The 18,366-nt window shown below is 67.8% G+C and carries 19 protein-coding genes; 11 read left to right on the forward strand and 8 right to left on the reverse strand.

What is annotated here, in order from left to right; all coding sequences use genetic code 11:
• Window positions 1-96: 96 nt before the first annotated feature.
• Together LGM71_RS13455 and LGM71_RS13460 are read right to left on the reverse strand one after the other, a co-directional pair.
• On the reverse strand, window positions 97-399 hold the full coding sequence (locus LGM71_RS13455) for a DUF4148 domain-containing protein (protein WP_059599468.1): 303 nt from the start codon (window positions 397-399) through the stop codon (window positions 97-99).
• A gap of 222 nt (window positions 400-621) precedes the next feature.
• Window positions 622-1,764, reverse strand: a complete 1,143-nt coding sequence (locus tag LGM71_RS13460) for a porin (protein ID WP_226115088.1) — start codon at window positions 1,762-1,764, stop codon at window positions 622-624.
• Between the two features lie 309 nt (window positions 1,765-2,073).
• On the opposite strand from LGM71_RS13460, the gene LGM71_RS13465 reads away from it, so the two are divergent.
• The 4 genes from LGM71_RS13465 to LGM71_RS13480 all read left to right on the forward strand — a co-directional run bounded on the left by LGM71_RS13465 (window position 2,074) and on the right by LGM71_RS13480 (window position 6,321).
• Window positions 2,074-2,538: a VOC family protein gene (locus tag LGM71_RS13465; protein WP_174906720.1), complete on the forward strand. Its 465-nt coding sequence runs from the start codon at window positions 2,074-2,076 to the stop codon at window positions 2,536-2,538.
• A 71-nt stretch (window positions 2,539-2,609) separates the two neighbouring features.
• On the forward strand, window positions 2,610-3,851 hold the full coding sequence (codA, locus tag LGM71_RS13470; RefSeq protein ID WP_226115089.1) for a cytosine deaminase: 1,242 nt from the start codon (window positions 2,610-2,612) through the stop codon (window positions 3,849-3,851).
• Window positions 3,852-4,029: 178 nt separating this feature from the next.
• On the forward strand, window positions 4,030-5,364 hold the full coding sequence (locus tag LGM71_RS13475; RefSeq protein WP_226115090.1) for a chloride channel protein: 1,335 nt from the start codon (window positions 4,030-4,032) through the stop codon (window positions 5,362-5,364).
• A 225-nt stretch (window positions 5,365-5,589) separates the two neighbouring features.
• Window positions 5,590-6,321 carry a class I SAM-dependent methyltransferase gene (locus LGM71_RS13480; protein ID WP_226115091.1) on the forward strand — a complete coding sequence of 244 codons (732 nt, stop codon included), beginning with the start codon at window positions 5,590-5,592 and terminating at the stop codon, window positions 6,319-6,321.
• A 24-nt stretch (window positions 6,322-6,345) separates the two neighbouring features.
• On the opposite strand, the gene LGM71_RS13485 is transcribed toward LGM71_RS13480, so the two are convergent.
• Complete coding sequence (locus tag LGM71_RS13485) at window positions 6,346-7,764, reverse strand: cytochrome-c peroxidase (protein ID WP_226115092.1); 1,419 nt, start codon at window positions 7,762-7,764, stop codon at window positions 6,346-6,348.
• A gap of 101 nt (window positions 7,765-7,865) precedes the next feature.
• Window positions 7,866-9,539 (reverse strand): phospholipase C, encoded by a 1,674-nt coding sequence (locus tag LGM71_RS13490; RefSeq protein ID WP_226115093.1) that lies wholly within the window; start codon window positions 9,537-9,539, stop codon window positions 7,866-7,868.
• 346 nt (window positions 9,540-9,885) lie between these two features.
• Here LGM71_RS13490 and LGM71_RS13495 point away from each other — a divergent pair, with 346 nt between their 5' ends.
• The gene (locus LGM71_RS13495) at window positions 9,886-10,797 is read left to right on the forward strand and encodes an EamA family transporter (protein ID WP_124623920.1); all 912 of its coding nucleotides are present in this window, start codon (window positions 9,886-9,888) and stop codon (window positions 10,795-10,797) included.
• A 48-nt stretch (window positions 10,798-10,845) separates the two neighbouring features.
• On the opposite strand, the gene LGM71_RS13500 is transcribed toward LGM71_RS13495, so the two are convergent.
• On the reverse strand, window positions 10,846-11,319 hold the full coding sequence (locus LGM71_RS13500) for an Lrp/AsnC family transcriptional regulator (RefSeq protein WP_006479071.1): 474 nt from the start codon (window positions 11,317-11,319) through the stop codon (window positions 10,846-10,848).
• 319 nt (window positions 11,320-11,638) lie between these two features.
• On the opposite strand from LGM71_RS13500, the gene LGM71_RS13505 reads away from it, so the two are divergent.
• From LGM71_RS13505 to LGM71_RS13530, 6 genes are all read left to right on the forward strand, one after another.
• Window positions 11,639-13,024 carry an amino acid permease gene (locus tag LGM71_RS13505; protein ID WP_226115094.1) on the forward strand — a complete coding sequence of 462 codons (1,386 nt, stop codon included), beginning with the start codon at window positions 11,639-11,641 and terminating at the stop codon, window positions 13,022-13,024.
• Between the two features lie 43 nt (window positions 13,025-13,067).
• Entirely contained in the window at window positions 13,068-14,270 is a 1,203-nt protein-coding gene (locus LGM71_RS13510) for an amino acid aminotransferase (protein ID WP_226115095.1), read from the forward strand.
• A gap of 130 nt (window positions 14,271-14,400) precedes the next feature.
• Entirely contained in the window at window positions 14,401-14,799 is a 399-nt protein-coding gene (locus tag LGM71_RS13515) for a DUF488 domain-containing protein (RefSeq protein WP_059599421.1), read from the forward strand.
• A gap of 116 nt (window positions 14,800-14,915) precedes the next feature.
• Window positions 14,916-15,206 carry a DUF1488 domain-containing protein gene (locus LGM71_RS13520; RefSeq protein WP_124623930.1) on the forward strand — a complete coding sequence of 97 codons (291 nt, stop codon included), beginning with the start codon at window positions 14,916-14,918 and terminating at the stop codon, window positions 15,204-15,206.
• Between the two features lie 16 nt (window positions 15,207-15,222).
• Window positions 15,223-15,462 carry a hypothetical protein gene (locus tag LGM71_RS13525; protein ID WP_059599423.1) on the forward strand — a complete coding sequence of 80 codons (240 nt, stop codon included), beginning with the start codon at window positions 15,223-15,225 and terminating at the stop codon, window positions 15,460-15,462.
• 170 nt (window positions 15,463-15,632) lie between these two features.
• Window positions 15,633-15,986, forward strand: coding sequence for a metal ABC transporter ATPase (locus tag LGM71_RS13530; protein WP_226115096.1), 354 nt, complete (start codon window positions 15,633-15,635; stop codon window positions 15,984-15,986).
• 18 nt (window positions 15,987-16,004) lie between these two features.
• Here LGM71_RS13530 and LGM71_RS13535 read toward each other — a convergent pair whose 3' ends face one another.
• From LGM71_RS13535 to lhpI, 3 genes are all read right to left on the reverse strand, one after another.
• Window positions 16,005-16,784: a helix-turn-helix domain-containing protein gene (locus tag LGM71_RS13535; RefSeq protein WP_059599425.1), complete on the reverse strand. Its 780-nt coding sequence runs from the start codon at window positions 16,782-16,784 to the stop codon at window positions 16,005-16,007.
• A gap of 17 nt (window positions 16,785-16,801) precedes the next feature.
• Entirely contained in the window at window positions 16,802-17,209 is a 408-nt protein-coding gene (locus LGM71_RS13540; RefSeq protein WP_059599426.1) for a response regulator transcription factor, read from the reverse strand.
• A 184-nt stretch (window positions 17,210-17,393) separates the two neighbouring features.
• Window positions 17,394-18,329, reverse strand: coding sequence for a bifunctional Delta(1)-pyrroline-2-carboxylate/Delta(1)-piperideine-2-carboxylate reductase (lhpI, locus tag LGM71_RS13545; protein WP_226115097.1), 936 nt, complete (start codon window positions 18,327-18,329; stop codon window positions 17,394-17,396).
• Window positions 18,330-18,366: the final 37 nt, after the last annotated feature.

Genomic DNA, 18,366 nt, shown 5'->3' on the forward strand with positions numbered 1-18,366 from the left:
GCGGTCCGGCCGCATCCATCGTCACGGACCGGTTTGCGCGATATGCGCCGCGCCCGCAGGACATGCGTCGTGCGGGCGCGGCGAGCCGTCATGCATTTACAGCGCGGGCTTGACGGCGACGCCCGATTCGGTTGCGCCCGCACCGGCCGGGCCATATGCGGTATGCGCGGCCTTGTGCTCGGCGAGCCGTTTTGCCGCCAGGCGCTCCTGCGCGGCCATGATGTCGTCCGGATAGTTGCCGGCGTCGCCGAGCGACGGGTTGTAGCCGACCGATTCGAGGTCGTAGAGCTCCTGCAGCACCTGTGCGCGCGTGACGGGCGACTTGGCGGACTGAGCGAACGACAGGGCCGGTGCGGCAAGCAGGACGGCAGCGGCGGCGGTAACGACGAGCGATTTCACGATGTTCTCCTGTAGGCGGGGGTGAGGCCGGTCCGGCGATCGATGCGTGATCCGAACCATTGATGCCAGTCTATGCAGCGCGCGCCGGCACAAAAACCCCGATTCCAGGCAAGCAGATTTCCAGATGGAACAACACTGACGCACGTCGCCCGCGCTGCACGAACCCGTCCGTCAAGACAGGTTCGCGGCTGGCGGGCGACGTGCGGTCCTGCAGCGCTGAACTCAGAAGCGCGTGCGCATGCCGATCGTGCCGACGATCTGGTTCGCGGTGCTCGATGCGCCGCCAGACGTGTTGATGAACGCCTGGTAGCCGCGGCCCGACGCATGCTGATACATCGCTTCCGCATACAGGTCGGTGCGGCGCGACAGTTTGTACACCGCCTGCAGGTCGACCTGGTGCCACTTCGGATCGGTGCCGTGCTTGCTGTCCGGATTCGACACGCTGGCGTCCGTGTACACGTACGCGGCGCCAAGGCTGACGGCCGGCGTCACCGCATAGCGCACGTTCACGTCGTAGTTGTTGAACGCAATCTGGCCGGTGGAACCGAACGAGCCCGAGTTGTCGTACTGCGAACGCGTGTAGACGAAGCCGACCGTCGCCGGACCGAACACGTAGCTGACGCCGCCGCCGTAGCTGCGCATGCGGTCCGCGCCCACCGACCAGCCGCCCTGGCTCACGCTCTTCGCTTCGGCCACGTCGGTCGCACCCGGGCTCGCGCTCGTCGAGCCCTTCGTGCCGTTCATCTGCAGGTAAGCACCGGCCAGCTTCAGCGGGCCGTTCGTGTAGCTCGCCGCGACGCTGTACGCGCGGTTGCCGGCGAAGTTCGTCGAGTTCGAGAAGCCGTACAGCGCGCCGACCTTGAAACCCGCGATCGTGTCGCTCGTGTACTTCACCGCGTTGTTGATGCGCACCGAGTGGTTCAGGTTGTCGTTGTCGAACGGGTGCGCGAAGCCGGTATCACCGAAGTCGCCCGACGTCGCGGACAGCGGCGCGACGAAGTCGACCATCGTGTCGTACTGGCGGCCGAGCGTCAGCGTGCCGTAGCCGCTGCTGGTCAGGCCGACATACGCGTGGCGGCCGAACAGCTTGCCGTCCTGGCCGAGCGCGCCGTTGTTCACGTTGTAGCCGTTCTCGAGGACGAACAGCGCTTTCAGACCGCCGCCGAGATCTTCCGTGCCGCGCAGGCCGAAGCGGCTGCCGTTGACGGTGCCGCTGGTCATGCGCCACAGCGAGGCGCCGCCCGCGTTGTTCGTGTATGCGATGCCGGCATCGATCAGGCCATACAGCGTGACCGAGCTCTGTGCATTCGCGAGCGGGGCGAACAGCGCGGTGGCGGATGCGGCGGCAATCAGGGTTTTCTTCATGTAACTGCTCCTGCGTGTGGGACAAGTGACTAAAGTTCGGCGCCAGTGTAGGGGCGGGGTCGCGCGATGACGGCCGCCGGCGCGCGAGCGCACCGTTGCGAGTTGCGCAAGAGTGCGTCACACGGCGTTCACAAATCGATGCGGAGGCCGGATGGCGTGCGTTTTCGTCGACGGCGCGACGCGAAATGCCGGGTGGCCGCGTTCGCCGTGTCGCGCATTGACAACACGCGCGTCGCTGGCGCGGGAGTTGATTGCCGCGCCGCGCGCGTGGAGAATGAGCAGACCAATGCCGAGATCCGGAGACACCCGATGACCACGCCTCGCCGTCCGTCGTTCAGTTCCGCGCTGTGCTACCGCAACCCGAAAGCCGCGCTGGCATGGCTCGAACGCGCATTTGGCTTCGAGCGCTCGATCGTCGTCACCACGCCGGAAGGCGACATCGCGCATGCCGAAATGAAGTTCGGCGATGGCCTCGTCATGATCGGCGGCGCGTGGGCCGACTTCATCGCCTCACCGGAAGACACCGGCGACCGCAACACGCAGCACGTCCACGTGCACCTTGCCGACGACGCGGACATCGACGCGCACTGCGAGCGCGCGCGTGCGGCCGGCGCGGAGATCCTGCAGGCGCCGGCCGACCAGTTCTACGGCGATCGCATGTATCGCGCGCGCGATCCCGGCCGGCATGTGTGGACGTTCGGCAAGCACGTGCGCGACGTGACGAACGACGAGATGCGCGCGGCCACCGGCCTGACGATCGAGGATTTCAAATAAGCGCGGCACGCATCGCCGGAGCCGGTTTTCCCCACCACGCGGCGCTCGCGCCGCATGACGCCTGGATCCACATGAACCTCTTCAATGCACGCCTGCGCGGTCGCGACGGGCTGTTTACGATCGGCATCGACGGCGACAGGATCGCGCGGATCGACGCGCAAGCCGCGCCGGTCGCCGCTGTCGGCGTCGACGATGTCGATGCGGGCGGCCGTCTCGCGATTGCTCCGCTCGTCGAACCGCACATCCATCTCGACGCGGTGCTCACGGCCGGCGAGCCCGCCTGGAACATGAGCGGCACGCTGTTCGAGGGAATCGAGCGCTGGTCCGAGCGCAAGGCGACGATCACGCATGCGGATACGAAGACGCGCGCGCATGCGGCGATCGGCATGCTGCGTGATCACGGCATCCAGCACGTGCGCACCCATGTCGACGTCACCGATCCGACGCTGGCCGCGTTGAAGGCGATGCTCGAAGTGAAGGACGAAGCGCGCGGGCTGATCGACCTGCAGATCGTCGCGTTTCCGCAGGAAGGCATCGAGTCGTTCGACGGCGGCCGCGCGCTGATGGAGCAGGCGATCGAGCTTGGCGCGGACGTCGTCGGCGGAATTCCGCATTTCGAGAACACGCGCGAGCAGGGCGTCAGCTCGATCCGGTTCCTGATGGATCTGGCCGAGCGCACCGGCTGCCTCGTCGACGTGCACTGCGACGAGACCGACGATCCGCATTCGCGCTTTCTGGAAGTGCTCGCGGAAGAAGCGCGCGTGCGCGGGATGGGCGCGCGCGTGACGGCGAGCCACACGACCGCGATGGGCTCGTACGACAACGCGTACTGCTCGAAGCTGTTCCGGCTGCTCAAGCGCGCGGGCCTGAACTTCGTGTCGTGCCCGACCGAGAGCATCCATTTGCAGGGGCGCTTCGATACGTTTCCGAAGCGGCGTGGCGTCACGCGCGTCGCGGAACTCGATCGCGCGGGGCTGAACGTGTGCTTCGGGCAGGATTCGATCAAGGATCCGTGGTATCCGCTCGGCAACGGCAACATCCTGCGCGTCCTCGATGCCGGCCTGCACATCTGCCACATGATGGGCTACCAGGACCTGCAGCGCTGCCTCGACTTCGTGACCGATCACAGCGCCACGACGATGCATCTCGGCGACGGCTACGGGATCGCGGTCGGACGGCCGGCCAATCTGGTCGTGCTCGACGCGGACAGCGATTACGAAGCCGTGCGCCGGCAGGCGAAGGCCACGCTGTCGGTGCGCCACGGGAAGGTGATCATGCGACGGGAGCCGGAGCGCGTCACGTATCCGGAGTAGTGCGATCGCGTTGTTGGCGGCACGCGCCGCCGGGGATCGCCGCCATGCATGTATTCACAAATTGCATGAGTTGATCAGAAAAATACGTTTGTCTCATGAGAGGCCGAAGCCTACGATGCGGTCCTGACGGCGGCGTGCATGGTGCGCGCCGTCGTGTCGATCCTCGTTCGCCGACCTCATGCGCCTCGATCTCCCGTCCGCTCCCGCTTCTTCTTCGCCGCCGGCCAGCCCGTTCGCGCGGATGGCTGCCGTCACGATCCTGACCGGCGTTGGCGCGGGCGTCGGCGGGATGCTGCTCGCGCTGCTGCTGCACGCGATCCAGCATGTGGCCTACGGTTACAGCCTGGCGCACCTGGTCGGGGCCGAGAGCTTTCTCGCGGGTGTGACCTACGCCGAGCCGCTGCGCCGGCTCGCGGTGCTCATCGTCTGCGGGCTCGTCGCGGGCGGCGGCTGGTGGGCGCTTTACCGGTTCGGCCAACCGCTCGTCAGCATCCGCCGGGCCGTTCGCGCAGCCGATCCGCGGATGCCGTTCGTCAGCACGACGGTGCACGCGCTGCTCCAGATCGTCACCGTCGCGCTCGGTTCGCCGCTCGGCCGCGAAGTCGCGCCGCGCGAGATCGGCTCGCTGCTGGCCGGGCAGCTCGCGCGTTGCGCGGGGCTCTCGCCCGCCGATTGCCGGCTGATGGCCGCGTGCGGCGCGGGCGCCGGCCTCGCGGCCGTCTACAACGTGCCGCTCGGCGGCGCCGTGTTCGTGCTCGAAGTGTTGCTCGGCACGTTCGAACTGCGCGCGCTGGTGGTGGCCGTCGTCACGTCGGCGATCGCGGCGGCCGTCGCATGGATCGGGCTCGGCAACGAACATCAGTACACGGTGCCTTCGTTCGTGCTGAGCACGCCGCTGGTTGCGTGGTCGATCGTCTGCGGGCCGTTGTTCGGTTTTGCCGCTTACGGCTTCGTGCGGCTCACGACCCGCGCGCGGGCAGATGCGCCGAAGGGGCGCCTGCTTCCCGTGCTCTCGCTGGTCAACTTCGCGGCCATCGGCGTGCTGGCGATGTGGTTTCCGCAACTGCTCGGCAATGGCAAGGGGCCGGCTTCACTGGGTTTCGACGGCACGCTGACGATCGGCCTCGCGGCGACGCTGCTCGTGCTGAAGGTGCTGATCGAGGCGGGCAGCCTGCGTGCGGGTGCCGAGGGCGGGCTCCTCACGCCGGGCCTTGCGAACGGCGCGCTGCTGGGCGTCGTGCTCGGTGGGGTGTGGAGTCTCGTATGGCCGGGGGCGTCGATCGGCGGATGCGCGCTGATCGGCGCGACCGCGTTCCTGGCCGCGTCGATGCAGATGCCGATCACGGCCGTCGTGCTGCTGCTCGAGTTCACGCGCGTGAATCACGACAGCCTGGTGCCGATGCTGCTGGCCGTGGCCGGCTCGCTGGTCGCGTACCGGTTCGCGCAGCAGTTGGCGGAGCGACGGATGGTTGCCGCCGCAACCGTCGCCACGTCGGCGACGGCGGCCCGGTAACCAGCCCGCGCGGTCGCGATCCTTCCCGTTTACCGGCTTCCCCCCAGGCGCTCGGCGCCGATCTCGGCTGATGCCGCTTCACGGACTGCAGGCTTCCATGCCGCCGCCGGTGTGGCGAGGTGCGGTCAGCTCGCAGCCTTTCATGAATGATCGGCACCTCGAACGTCGCCAGCGGCATCCCGATCGTGCAGAATCGAGCCTCCGATTCCCGCCAACGGATGCCGCATGACCGATCCGAACGAACCATCCGCCCGCCGCGCGTATGCGAGCTTCGCGCAACGGTACGCGGACATCGCGCCGACCAAGGCGCACAACGCGCTCTACGAGCGCCCGGCGACGATGGCGCTGCTCGGCGACGTCGACGGGCTGATGGTCCTCGACGCCGGCTGCGGACCCGGCATCTGCAGCGAGCACCTCGCGCGCCACGGTGCGACGGTTCATGCGTTCGACATCACGCCCGAGATGGTCGCGCTCGCGAGCGCGCGCTGCGCGGGGCTCGCGGTCGACGTCGCCGAGGGCGATCTCGCCGCGCCGCTCGACTGGCTGCCCGACCACGCGTTCGACACGATCCTGTGTTCGCTCGCGCTCGACTACGTGCGCGATCTCGCGCCGACGTTGCGCGAATTCAGGCGTGTCGCGCGGCCAGGCGCGACGCTGGTGTTCTCGATGGCGCATCCGATGCGGGACTGGATGGACGAGCGTACGCGCGGGGACGGCACGTACTTCGATACGAGCCGTTTCGGCTTTCACTGGTCGGGTTTCGGCGAACCGAAGCCCTACGTCGAGGCATGGCGCCGGCCGCTTGCCGACATCCTGAACGCGCTCGCGGACGCCGGCTGGCGGCTCGAGCGATTCGTCGAGCCGACGCCGCTGCCGACGATGAAGGCCGTGTCGGAGCGGCTCCATGCGGAGCTGTCGCTGGCCCCGGCCTTTCTCTGCATCCGCGCGCGCTGCTGACGAAGCGCGGCGGATCGCCGAGGCTCAGCGTGCCGGCTCGTCGGTCAGCGTGCCGAGAAACGCTTCGATATCCTTGATGTCCTGCGCGGTCATCGCGGGCTTGTCGCCGGGTTTGCGGTTGAACGGCGCATCGGTCACATCGACGTTCGCGCGGTACTTCGGCGGAATGTCGTCATATTCGTCGACCTTGCCGTCCGCGCCGCGCGAATAGAACTTCTGCGGCGAGATGCTGCGCTCGTTGTAGAACGCCATCACCTGATCGAGCGTGTGGAACACGCCGTTGTGGAAGAACACGTGGCGCGTCGCCGCGTTGCGCAGCGTCGGCGTGAGGAACATCGCGCAGTACTGCGTCTGGTCCTTCAGATCCTCGCGGAACGGCCCGCACACGCCGAGATCGTAGAACCCCGGGTTGCGGTTCTGCGCGAGCGCCATGTTGCGCGGCGCGCCGAGCGCCTCGTACTGGTAGTCGGTAAACATCGGCGGCAAGCCGTCCTTGCCGGGCTTCGACAGGTGGCAGCCCGCGCAATTCGCCTTGTCCGGATCGTTGAAGAGCCGCAGCCCGCGCAATTCGGCCTGCGTCAAGCGCGCACGGCCTTCGAGCCAGCGGTCGTACTTGCTGTCGTACGGATGGAACGACGGATCCTCGACCTGATAGCGCGCGATCGCGAACATCGCCTCCGACACCACAAGCTGCGGGCTGGAGAACACGCGCGCGCCGAATAGTTGCTCGAACTGCGTGCGATGCGACGACTGCGCGAGCTTGCGCGCGACGTCGTCGATGCTCGCATTCGCCATCTCGACCGGATTCAGCAGCGGCCCGAACGCCTGCTGCTGCAGCGTGTCGGCGCGGCCGTCCCAGAACATCCCGCCCTGCGGCACGAGCTGCGGCGCGGCCGACGTGCCGGCCACCTTCTGCGCCTTGACGACGCCGGCCGCCGATGCAGCCTGCTGAGCGACGCTCGGCGCGGCGTCGTTTTCGCCCGCATCGGGGCCGATGCTGAAGTTCGGCTGACGATACAGGTACATCAGCGACGGCGGCGGGCGGTAACCCTGCTGCGTCATCGCGAGGCCGCCCGGCTGCACGTCGAGCCCGTTCGGCGGCCCGTACGCATGATCGGGGCTATGGCACGACGCGCACGACTGCTTGCCGGATGCCGACAGCGACGGATCGACGAACAGTGCACGCCCGAGCTGCGCGACGGCGGACAGCGGCTGCGCGGCCGGGCGCTGCAGCGCGACCGGATGCGGATTCGCGCCCGTCCAGTCGGCGACGACGTCGCCGATCGCCGCCGGCGTGCGGGCCGGAAACGCGATCGCGAACGCGCCATAGCCGAGCACGGCCGCGCCGAGCACGAACGCCGCGCGGCGCACCGCGCGGGCAGGGGAACGCGGCGCGGCGGCGCCGGATGCGTCGGGAGACGGGAACGCGGGACGGGCTGTCATGCTGTCGGTCGAAAGTCGGGCACCGCGTGGAAGCGGCGCATCAAATGGAAACGGCCGGCGCACGATGCGCCGGCCTGCTGCTACCGGTTACGCGATGCCGGTCAGATCGACGGCGCCGCGCTCAGCACGGTGCCTTGCGTCGGATCGAGATACAGCGGCGCCGTATTCGGCTTCGACGCGAAGTCGAACAGCCCGCGCAGGTCGCCTGCCGTGGCATCGAACGAACCGCCGCCGATGCGCTGGCCGCCGAGCCAGTTGTCCTCGATGAAGCGCACGACCGATGCCTGGTCGATCATCGTGTGATCGACGTAGTTCTGCTTCGCATACGGCGAGATCACGACCAGCGGGATGCGCACACCCGGGCCGCAGCGGCCGTTCACGGTGCCGCCGTTCACGCCTGTGGTGCCACCCGAGCCGCATACGCCGTTGCCGTTGACCTGGTCGACGGCGTCGGACGACGAATGCGTCGGCGCCGTGTATGCGTGGTCGTACCAGCCGTCGGAGTCGTCATACGTAACGATCACGGCCGTGTTCTGCCAGTCCGGCTGCTGCTGCAGGAAGTTGACGACCTTCGTCACGAACGCCTGCTCGTCGAGCGGATCCGAATAGCCCGCGTGCGCGTCCTGCGCGGCCGGTGCCTTCAGGAAGCTGACCGACGGGAAGTTGCCGGCCTTCACGGCCGCGAAGAAGTCGTCGCTGTCGTACTGGTGGTTCGCCGGCTCGGCCGTCTTGCCGTCGGTTTCGACGCTGGAACCGATCGCCGCGACGCTACTCGGCCGCGTGTGCTGCGGGTTCGCGGTCGACGCGTAGTACTGGAACCAGTTGTGGTGCGGGATGTAGTCGGCCGTCGCGGCGTTCACGGCGGTGGCGACGGTGCTGCGGCTACAACCGGTCGTGCCGTTGCTGTTGGTCGTCGACAGGTTGAAGCCGCCCATGAAGCCGCCCCACGTGATCTTTGCGCCGTTCAGCAGGTCGCCGATGTTCTTGCCGCTCATCATCGCCTGGTCGGTCGTGCTCGAGCACACGTCGTAGCCCGGGTCGACATCGTTGATCATCGTGAAGCCGCCCTGGCCGTCGTTGATGTAGTACGACGTGGCGGCGAGCGTCGACGGCTGCTTCGACGTCTTGACGATCTGCATCCCGTTGGTCTGGCCCGACACGACGTTCAGCGCGCCCGGCGTCGACGGGCCGTAGACCGTCGTGTACGCGTTGTCGCTCATCGCGAAGCGCTGCGCGTAGTTCCACAGCGCGGTCACGGTGTTGCCGTCGAAGTAGCCCATCACCTGGCCCTTCGTGCCGAACGCGCCGGCGCCGCCGGACGAGCCCTTGCCCGTGTATTTCGGGAACAGGTCGGCGAGGCCGTTGTCCTCGGCCTGCTGCTCGGCCGTGTACGCGTGGTTCTGGTCGGCGGTTGCGGCTTGCGTGCGGTCGAGGCGGAACGGGTTCGCGGCGTCGGTGCCGTTGGCCGTGTTCGTGAAGTTCGGGTTCGCGGTGAGCAGCGTGCCCGTCAGCCCGTTGATCGTCGGCGTGCCGGGCTTCGCGGTGAACGCCGGTTCGCCGGACGGGTTCGACGCATTCGGGTAGGTGCCGAAGTAGTGGTCGAACGACACGTTTTCGCCGTAGATCACGACGACGTGCTTGATCGGCGTGGCGGTCTGCAGCGCATCCTGCGACGACACGGCGGGCGTCGACGAGGGATCGTCGCTGCCGCCGCAGGCGAACAGCGCAAGCGCCGCGCCGGCGCACGCGGTGACGAGCAAGGCTTGACGGAACATCGGGAAACTCCAGGTAGGTTTTCGATGGTGGATAGCGGCCCGTCGCCATGTCGGTTCGGCGCGGCGCTCGCGATAGAGCACCGGCATTGAAACAGCCTGGTATGAAGATATGGGGGCGGAACGGTTTCGCGACGGTTGCGCCTCGGTATCGATTTCATTACGGCGCGAGGCGGCGCGAAAGAAAGCGGAAAGGGACGGAGCGGATGCAACCTGGGCGACATAGTCGGCGATCGGCGCCGTCACCGCCGCGGATGTCGCGCCGGGCGGGCGACGGCGCACGGCGGGCCGGTTCGTCCGGGATGCCGGGCCGCGCACTTTTTTGACAATCGCGTGACGGATTCATACGATGGTTGGCCCGCGGCGACGATTTCGCGTTGCCGGCCGTCAGCGAGTATTCAGCGTGCCGATCCCCGTTCTGTTTGCCGTCCTGTGTGCCGCCTTCCTGCATGCGTCCTGGAATGCGCTCGTGCGCAGCAGCGGCGACCGGCTGCGCTCGGCCACGGTGCTGCAGATCGCGATCGGGCTGTTCGCGCTGCTGCTCCTGCCGGCCGCCGCGCCGATCACGCCCGCGAGCTGGGCCTGCGTCGTCGCGTCGGCGGTGATCCACGTCGTCTATACGCTGCTGCTGGTGCGGGCTTACGAGCACGGCGACCTCACCGTCGCGTACCCGGTCGCGCGCGGGACCGCGCCGCTGCTCGTCACGCTGGGCGCGGCGGTGTTCGCGGGCGAGCGCCTGAACGCGGGAGCGCAATGCGGGCTCGTGCTGATCTGCGCGGGCATCATGGCGATCGGGCTGGAGCGAGGCCGCGGCGCACGGCACCGGATGACGCAGGTGTTGCCGACCGCGTTCGCCACCGGCGTATCGATCGCCGCGTACAGCGTGGTCGACGGGATCGGCGTGCGGGAAAGCGGCAGCACGGTCGGTTATACGGCGTGGATGTTCGTGCTGACCGCGTTGCTGATGGCCGTGTACTACCGGCTGCGCGCGGGGCCGCTGCGGCTCGCGCAGGATGTCGGCGAAACGGCGAAGGCCGCATGCGGTGGCGTGTTCGCGGCGCTTGCGTACGGCATCGTGATCTGGGCAATGGATCGCGCACCGATGGGCCCGGTGTCGGCGCTGCGCGAAACGAGCGTGGTGTTCGCGGCGTTGATTGCCCGCGTGTATCTCGGCGAGCGGCTGACGCCGCGTCGCGCGGCGGGATGCATGGTGATCGCGGGCGGCGCGCTGCTGATCAGCGCGTTCGAGGCGGTGCGCTGAGCGCGGTAGCCGAGCATTGCGTCGCCCGGGCGGTCGCGCAGTGCCGTGTCAGCTTTCCACCGGCATCGCACTCGTGCACTTGATCTCGTCGAGGCATACGCTGGAATGCACGCCGCTCACGCCGGGGATTCGCATCAGGGTTTCGAGCAGGAACGTGGACAACCCCTTCAGGTCGTGCGCGACGACCTTCAGCACGTAGTCGATATCGCCCGTCACCGAGAAACATTCCTGGATCTGCGCGAGATCCGACACGAGCTTCTGGAACTTCGACAGGTCGCGGATATGCCCGCGTTCCATCGTCACGTGCACGAACGCGGTGACGCCGAACCCGAGCGTGTCGGGGCACAGGCGGGTCTCGTAACGGCGGATCGCGCCGATTTCCTCCAGCCGCCGGTGGCGTCGCAGCGTCTGCGCGGGCGACAGGCCGACGGCCTTCGCGAGGTCGAGGTTCGACGCGCGGCCGTTCTCCTGCAGCACCGACAGCAAGTGGCGATCGATGCGATCGAGAACCGGTTCAGGCATTTTTGTTTCCTCATCTGTCTCCCGGATGCAATCTTATCTCATAATGTAGGGTTTGCATGAGCGGGTTACGCAACCCGATTTCGCTGCCGCGACGCTAAACTGACGCCGGATTTTCGTGTGCGCCCGCAGCAATGCGGGCGAGGGCGACGGTCGGCGGCCGGTCTGGCGGGCCTGCCAACAGGAAACGGGTGTTGCCGCGCGAAGATTGCAGTCCCCAACCCGGCGGCTCCACGAACGGCCGCCGGCACAGCAAAACAGCGCCCGGCACACCGAGGCGCGCCGCACCGCTTCCGGCGGCGGCGGGCAGAATGGAGAAGACATGGTTTCTGGAAACGAGAAGGACGGCCTGAAGCGGGGGCTGAAGAACCGGCACATCCAGCTGATCGCGCTCGGCGGCGCGCTCGGCACGGGGCTGTTCCTCGGCATCGCACAGACGATCAAGATGGCCGGCCCGTCCGTGCTGCTCGGCTACGCGGTGGCCGGCGTCGTCGCGTTCTTCATCATGCGCCAGCTCGGCGAGATGGTCGTCGACGAGCCGGTCGCCGGCTCGTTCAGCTACTTCGCCGACAAGTACGTCGGCCACTTCACCGGCTTCCTGTCCGGCTGGAACTACTGGGTGCTGTACATCCTCGTCAGCATGGCCGAGCTGTCGGCCGTCGGGATCTACGTGCAGTACTGGTGGCCCGGCGTGCCGACCTGGGTGTCGGCGCTGGTGTTCTTCGTCGCGATCAACCTTCTCAACCTGGCGAGCGTGAAATCGTACGGCGAGACCGAATTCTGGTTCTCGATCATCAAGGTCGCCGCGATCGTCGGGATGATCGGCTTCGGCGGCTGGCTGCTCGCGAGCGGTCATGCGGGGCCGGAAGCGAGCATCGCGAACCTGTGGCAACACGGCGGCTTCTTCCCGAACGGCGTGTCGGGGCTCGTGATGTCGATGGCCGCGATCATGTTCTCGTTCGGCGGACTGGAGCTGATCGGCATCACCGCGGCCGAGGCCGACGATCCGAAGCACAGCATTCCGCGCGCGACCAACCAGGTGATCTACCGGATCCTGATTTTCTACATCGGCGCGCTGGCGGTGTTGCTGTCGCTGTATCCGTGGGAAAAGGTCGTCACCGGCGGCAGCCCGTTCGTGCTGATCTTCCACGCGCTGAGCAGCAACGTGGTCGCCAACGTGCTGAACGTGGTCGTGCTGACGGCCGCGCTGTCGGTCTACAACAGCGGCGTGTACAGCAACAGCCGGATGCTGTTCGGCCTCGCGAAGCAAGGCAACGCGCCCAAGGTGCTGTGCTCGGTCAACAAGCGCGGCATTCCGCTCGCCGCGCTGGGCGCGTCGGCGCTCGCGACCGGCGCGTGCGTGGTGGTCAACTACTTCATGCCGGGCAAGGCGTTCGAAGTGCTGATGGGCCTCGTCGTGTCGGCGCTGATCATCAACTGGGCGATGATCACGCTGATCCATCTGAAGTTCCGCCAGGCCAAGCGCATCGCCGGAGAGCAGACTTCCTTCCGCAGTCTGGGCTATCCTTTCACGAATTACCTGTGCCTGGCGTTCATGGCCGGCATTCTCGTCGTGATGTACCTGACGCCGGATCTCCGCCTGTCGGTGTACCTGATCCCCGTATGGCTCGCGGTGCTCGCGATCGGGTATCGCTTCCGTCAGAAGAATGCGGGCTACGCGATCCGCGACGGCGCGTCCGCCGGCTGACACGGGCACCACGACCACTCTTCCAAACGAGACCGACATAGCCATGTTCGAACACATCGACGCGTACCCGGGCGATCCGATCCTGACGCTCAACGAGAACTTCCAGAAAGATCCGCGCGATCAGAAGGTCAACCTGAGCATCGGCATCTATTTCGATGCCGAAGGCCGGATTCCCGTGATGGGCGCCGTGCGCGAAGCCGAAACCGCGCTGCAGCGCGACCTCGGCCCGAAGCCCTATCTGCCGATGGTCGGCCTGGCCGCCTATCGCGACGCCGTGCAGGCGCTCGTGTTCGGCGCCGATCATCCGGCGCGCGCGGCCGGCCGCATCGCGACCGTGCAGACGCTCGGCGGCTCGGGCGCGCTGAAGGTGGGCGCCGATTTCCTGAAGCGCTACTTCCCGGACGCGCAGGTGTGGCTGAGCGACCCGAGCTGGGAAAATCACCGCTTCATCTTCGAGCGTGCGGGCTTCACGGTGAACACGTACCCGTACTACGACGAAGCGACGGGCGGCCTGAAGTTCGACGCGATGCTCGCGGCGATCGACGCGCTGCCGGCGCGCAGCATCGTGCTGCTGCACGCGTGCTGCCATAACCCGACCGGTGTCGATCTCGACGAAGGCCAGTGGGAGAAGCTGATCGACGTGATCGAGGCGCGCGGGCTGCTGCCGTTCGTCGACATGGCGTACCAGGGCTTCGGCGCAGGCCTCGACGCGGACGCGTTCGCGGTGCGCGAACTGGCCCGCCGCGGCGTGCCGGCACTCGTCGCGAACTCGTTCTCGAAGAATTTCTCGTTGTACGGCGAGCGCGTCGGCGGCCTGAGCGTCGTCTGCGAGGATGCGGCCGCGGCCGAGCGCGTGCTGGGCCAGCTGGCCGGCGCGGTGCGCTCGAACTACAGCAACCCGCAAACCTACGGCGCCAAGGTCGTGGCGACCGTGCTGAACACGCCCGCGTTGCGCAAGCAGTGGGAAGAAGAGCTCGCCGCGATGTGCCGCCGCATCGCGCGGATGCGCCAGTCGATCCACGACGGCCTGCGCGACCACGTCAGCGGCGAAGCGCTGACGCGCTACGTGAAACAGCGCGGGATGTTCACGTACACGGGCCTGACCGAATCGCAGGTCGAAGCGCTGCGCGAAGTGCACGGCGTGTACATCCTGCGTTCCGGGCGCATGTGCGTCGCGGGGCTGAACGATTCGAACGTCGGCATCGTCGCGGACGCGATCGGCAAGGTGCTGAAGAGCGGCGTCTGACGGCGCGCCCGCGGGCGCACGATCGCATCGCCGAAACCGGCTGTCTCCGTCGTGGAGGCAGCCGGTTTTTTCTTGCGCGGCGGCGGCGCGGCGGTACGATGGCGCATCGAACGCATGATGAAGGAGCGGCATGGCTATTCGAATCGTACGGCTCGGCACGCCGCGCACGGCCGGCGAGGGCCTGCGGATCGGCACGGTGCGGCGACCGCCGCGCGGCGTTCCCAAGGCGGAATTCGCATCGCGCGACTACTATGATGTATGGCTGCCGACGCTGTCGCCGAGCCCCGAGCTGGTCGCGCAGGCGCAGGCTGCCGAAACCGACGCCGAATGGCGCGCGTTCACGCGCCACTTCCGAGCGGAAATGGCGCATGGTGACGCGCCGAAGGTGCTGGACCTGCTCGCCGCGTTGTCGGCGACGAGCGCGTTTTCGATCGGCTGCTACTGCGAGGACGAGCGGCGCTGCCATCGCAGCGTGCTGCGCGAACTGCTGGCGGAGCGCGGTGCGGCGATCGATGCGGATGCGGGCTGAACCGCCGTCGGGCGGCGCGACGGTGCGCCGCCGCGTGAGGCGCAGCGAACCGGTTGACGTGGGTCAAGCGTGCGGCGGCGTGGGCCGTTATGCTCACGTCATGAATCGTCCCGACGATGACAGGCGCACAGATGCAGATAGCCTTTCCACCAGAACCGCCCGAATATTGCGCACGCGATCTGGTCGTCGCGTTTTCGGCGCTCGTCGACGGCCGCTGCGTGCAGTGCGCGATCACGGCCGAGGCGCTGGAAGACCATTTCGGTGCGCCGTCGCTGCTCGAGCGGGATTTGCTGCATGCGTTCGAAGCGCACCGTTCGGCGATCGAGGCGATGGCGCGACGGATGCTCGACGAAATCGGCGGCCGGCCGGTGTTGCTGCACAGCGGTCACTTTCGGATGGGTGATTGATACCGCAGGAGGAGGCATGACACTGCAAGGCACGATTCATGAGCGCGACTGGTCGGTCGAGATCGAGACGCGGCGGTGTGAATCCGGCGAGTTCCGATGTCGTGTGTCGGTCGAGCATGGCACCGGGCCAGCGCGCTTTCACCACACGTTCGAGCACAGTCATGCGTACCCGACCGAGTACGAGGCGGCGATCGAAGGGTTGCGGGCCGGGATGACATGGATCGAAATGAAGGCGTCGCAGACATTCAACGTTTGAACCGTATCGTGCCGATGGACGGGCGAATGCAAAGCTGCCAGGGCAGTAATCGCCGCGGCCGTCATCGCGCTGCGTGAAGCAGGATCGTGCCGCGCGTGGGACGCCGAGGCACGGAGACACAGGAACAGGCAACGCCGTCGACGAGCGGCGACCGCGTCAGGAGAAGCGCCATGGGCGTGGGCATGCAGATCGTCTGCGTCGGATTCGCAGGTTCCGCTGCGCTGGAAGCAGAAGCGGCGGTGCAACTGGTGCGGCTGGAACGATTCCGCGCACGGCTGGAGGATTGCCGTCTGGTGATCGAATTGCGCCCGCGCGTGGACGGCGGCCAGACCTACGACGTGCGGCTCGAGCTGGCCATGCGCGGCCGCTCGCCGGTATCGCTGCCGAGCGGCACTGGCGACGACGTGATCGAGGTGCTTGGCCGCGTGTTCGCGCTGGCCGAGCAGACCCTGTCCGTATCACAGGCGGGCGAATCCGGGGCGGTCGTGCTGCATGCGGTCACGCCGGGCGCCACCGCGCAATGACGCGCGACGCGCCATGCGTCACACCTGCGCGAGCGCCTGCGCGTCGATGATCCGCACGCGCTTGCCGCGCGTCTCGACGAGTGAATCCCGATGAAACCGCGAGAACATCCGGCTGACGGTCTCGAGCTTCATGCCGAGATAGCAGCCGATCTCCTCGCGCGTCATCCGCAGGTTGAATTCCGATGCCGAATAGCCACGCGCCTCGAAGCGCGACGACAGGTTCAGCAGGAAATGCGCGACGCGCTGCTCGGCCGACATCGTGCCGAGCAGCAGCATCTGGCTCGACTCGCGGACGATCTCGCTGCTCAGCATCTGGTAGAGGAAATGCTGCATCGGCTTCATTTCGCGGCACGCCGCCTCGAGCGCGCCGAACGGGATGACGCAGACGACGCTGTCCTCGAGCGCGATCGCGTCGCAGCAGTGCTGGCCACCGCCGATGCCGTCCATGCCGAGCGTTTCGCCCGCGATCTGGAAGCCGGTCACGTGCTCGCGGCCGTCGCGATGCATCATCACCGTCTTGAACGAGCCCGCGCGCACGGCGTAGATGCTGTGAAATGGATCGTCGGTTCGGAACAGTGCGTCGCCTTGGCGAACCTGGCGCGTCGAACAGATGATCGCGTCCAGTCGGCCGTATTCGGCGGCGGTCAGGTGCGGCGGCAGGCACAGCGAGCGCATCAGGCAAGCCGAGCAGCGCGCGGCGGGGTGTTTGGCGCCGTCGTTACGTGAGACCGCGGGAAGCGGAATCGTTGGCCGAGGCGCGACGGATGGGGCGGCGGCGCAGGCGGTGGCTGTGGACATGAGTCACTCCGGCTCGGTCAGGGGCGGTGCGCACGAGCGCGCACCAGGGATTCGATGACGTGGCATGCGGCGTCGAATTCGGCGGTCTTGTCGAAGAAGTAGTCCGCTCCCGCCGTCGCACATGCCTCCCTGAATGCCGGCGCCGAATGGTTCGTCAGCACGATCGTGACGATCCGCGGCGCGGCCTTCGACAGCATCCCGATCAGCTCGAGACCGCTGCCGTCCGCGAGTCGCAGGTCGACGATCACGACGTCCGCGTGGCTGCCGCGGATGTGCGTCAGTGCGTCCTCGCCGTCTTCCGCTTCGCCGACGACCACGACGCCGCGGATCGCGCCGACGAGCAGCGCGATCCTTTGCCGGACGGCAATGGCGTGATCGACGAGAAACACCCGGAGTGCGTCGGCGGGTGACAGGCTGGCATTCATGCCGGCAGTATCCTGTCGCGCCGCCGAAAATGAAATCGGCCGAACTGGAAGTTTGTGTAGGCCGCCGCGACGCGTTGTAGGGTGTTTCCTACAACGCGCAGGAGAAAGAGGCGAGGCCGCGTGCCCGGCGACGCCGGGTGGGGCCCGCGAAGATGATGGCGGACCGAGGTCCGCCGCCGTGGAATCAGTCAGCCGCGCGCGCGTCCAGCGCGTCGCGAGCCGTGCGGCACGCGGCCAGATCCCACGCGGCGCAGCCGACCGTTTTGAACAGCAGCGGCCCGCTGCGCTCGAAGGCGCCGCGCAACACGTCGGCGAGCGATGCGACCTGCCGCCAGTCGACCTGCGCGACGATCAGGTCGCCGGCCTCGTGGCGCGCGCCGGCCGGGTCGTCGACGACGAGGCGGCTGTGGCGCACGGTGTCGGCGTCGATCTCGGCGGCATCCGCGGTGAACGCGCCGACGCCGACCACGAGGCGGCCTTCGCGTGCCGCTTCGCGATAGACGGGCGTGCGGCTCGTCGTCAGCGTGACGACGACGTCGATCGCATCGGGAATCGCGTCGCCGTCGAGCGGCACCAGTTGCGGCGCCTGCGCGCGGTGCGTGGCGCAGAACGCGGCCGCGCTGTCGGCGCGCGAGCCACGCACGTGCAGGCGCGCGTCCGGAAAGATCGCCGCGAGCGCTCCCGCGTGATTGGCCGCCTGCTTGCCGGTGCCGATCAGCAGGATGTCGCGGGGCGCGGCGCCGTGCAGCGCCTGAATGCCGAGCGCGGTAATGGCTGCCGTGCGGCGCCCGGTGACCGTCGGGCCATCGAGCACGAAGCGCAGCGCGCCCGTCGTCGCGTCGTACGCGCTCACCTGGCCGAGGATCGTCGGCAGTCCGCGCGCGCCGTTGCCAGGGCACACGTTCACGAGCTTGTGGCTCGCGAGGTCGCGTGCGCTCGACGGCATCGACAGCATCACGCCGCCCGCCTGCAGCGGCACGACCAGGCGTTCGGGGCTGACGATCTCGCCCGCCGCGTATTCGGCGACGGCGTGTGCGAGCGTGGCGAGCAGCGCGGGGTAGTCGAGCAGCGCGGCCGTTTCGGCGGCGTCGAACGCGGGAATCCGGGGGAGAGCGGTCATCGTATCGATCGGTTTCGTGTCGGTGGGCGTGGACGAC

This window comes from Burkholderia sp. AU33545, from assembly GCF_020419685.1.
Classification (GTDB): Bacteria; Pseudomonadota; Gammaproteobacteria; order Burkholderiales; family Burkholderiaceae; genus Burkholderia; species Burkholderia diffusa.

Excerpts from the sequence above, each read along its gene's own strand:
- LGM71_RS13515 (WP_059599421.1), top strand. The coding sequence starts at position 14,401 with ATGGCTATTCGAATCGTACGGCTCGGCACGCCGCGCACGGCCGGCGAG.
- codA (WP_226115089.1), top strand. The coding sequence starts at position 2,610 with ATGAACCTCTTCAATGCACGCCTGCGCGGTCGCGACGGGCTGTTTACG.
- LGM71_RS13500 (WP_006479071.1), bottom strand. The coding sequence starts at position 11,319 with ATGCCTGAACCGGTTCTCGATCGCATCGATCGCCACTTGCTGTCGGTG.
- LGM71_RS13520 (WP_124623930.1), top strand. The coding sequence starts at position 14,916 with ATGACAGGCGCACAGATGCAGATAGCCTTTCCACCAGAACCGCCCGAA.
- LGM71_RS13505 (WP_226115094.1), top strand. The coding sequence starts at position 11,639 with ATGGTTTCTGGAAACGAGAAGGACGGCCTGAAGCGGGGGCTGAAGAAC.
- LGM71_RS13480 (WP_226115091.1), top strand. The coding sequence starts at position 5,590 with ATGACCGATCCGAACGAACCATCCGCCCGCCGCGCGTATGCGAGCTTC.
- LGM71_RS13475 (WP_226115090.1), top strand. The coding sequence starts at position 4,030 with ATGCGCCTCGATCTCCCGTCCGCTCCCGCTTCTTCTTCGCCGCCGGCC.
- LGM71_RS13495 (WP_124623920.1), top strand. The coding sequence starts at position 9,886 with ATGGTTGGCCCGCGGCGACGATTTCGCGTTGCCGGCCGTCAGCGAGTA.
- lhpI (WP_226115097.1), bottom strand. The coding sequence starts at position 18,329 with ATGACCGCTCTCCCCCGGATTCCCGCGTTCGACGCCGCCGAAACGGCC.
- LGM71_RS13540 (WP_059599426.1), bottom strand. The coding sequence starts at position 17,209 with ATGAATGCCAGCCTGTCACCCGCCGACGCACTCCGGGTGTTTCTCGTC.
- LGM71_RS13525 (WP_059599423.1), top strand. The coding sequence starts at position 15,223 with ATGACACTGCAAGGCACGATTCATGAGCGCGACTGGTCGGTCGAGATC.
- LGM71_RS13535 (WP_059599425.1), bottom strand. The coding sequence starts at position 16,784 with ATGTCCACAGCCACCGCCTGCGCCGCCGCCCCATCCGTCGCGCCTCGG.
- LGM71_RS13530 (WP_226115096.1), top strand. The coding sequence starts at position 15,633 with ATGGGCGTGGGCATGCAGATCGTCTGCGTCGGATTCGCAGGTTCCGCT.
- LGM71_RS13485 (WP_226115092.1), bottom strand. The coding sequence starts at position 7,764 with ATGACAGCCCGTCCCGCGTTCCCGTCTCCCGACGCATCCGGCGCCGCC.
- LGM71_RS13510 (WP_226115095.1), top strand. The coding sequence starts at position 13,068 with ATGTTCGAACACATCGACGCGTACCCGGGCGATCCGATCCTGACGCTC.
- LGM71_RS13490 (WP_226115093.1), bottom strand. The coding sequence starts at position 9,539 with ATGTTCCGTCAAGCCTTGCTCGTCACCGCGTGCGCCGGCGCGGCGCTT.
- LGM71_RS13465 (WP_174906720.1), top strand. The coding sequence starts at position 2,074 with ATGACCACGCCTCGCCGTCCGTCGTTCAGTTCCGCGCTGTGCTACCGC.
- LGM71_RS13460 (WP_226115088.1), bottom strand. The coding sequence starts at position 1,764 with ATGAAGAAAACCCTGATTGCCGCCGCATCCGCCACCGCGCTGTTCGCC.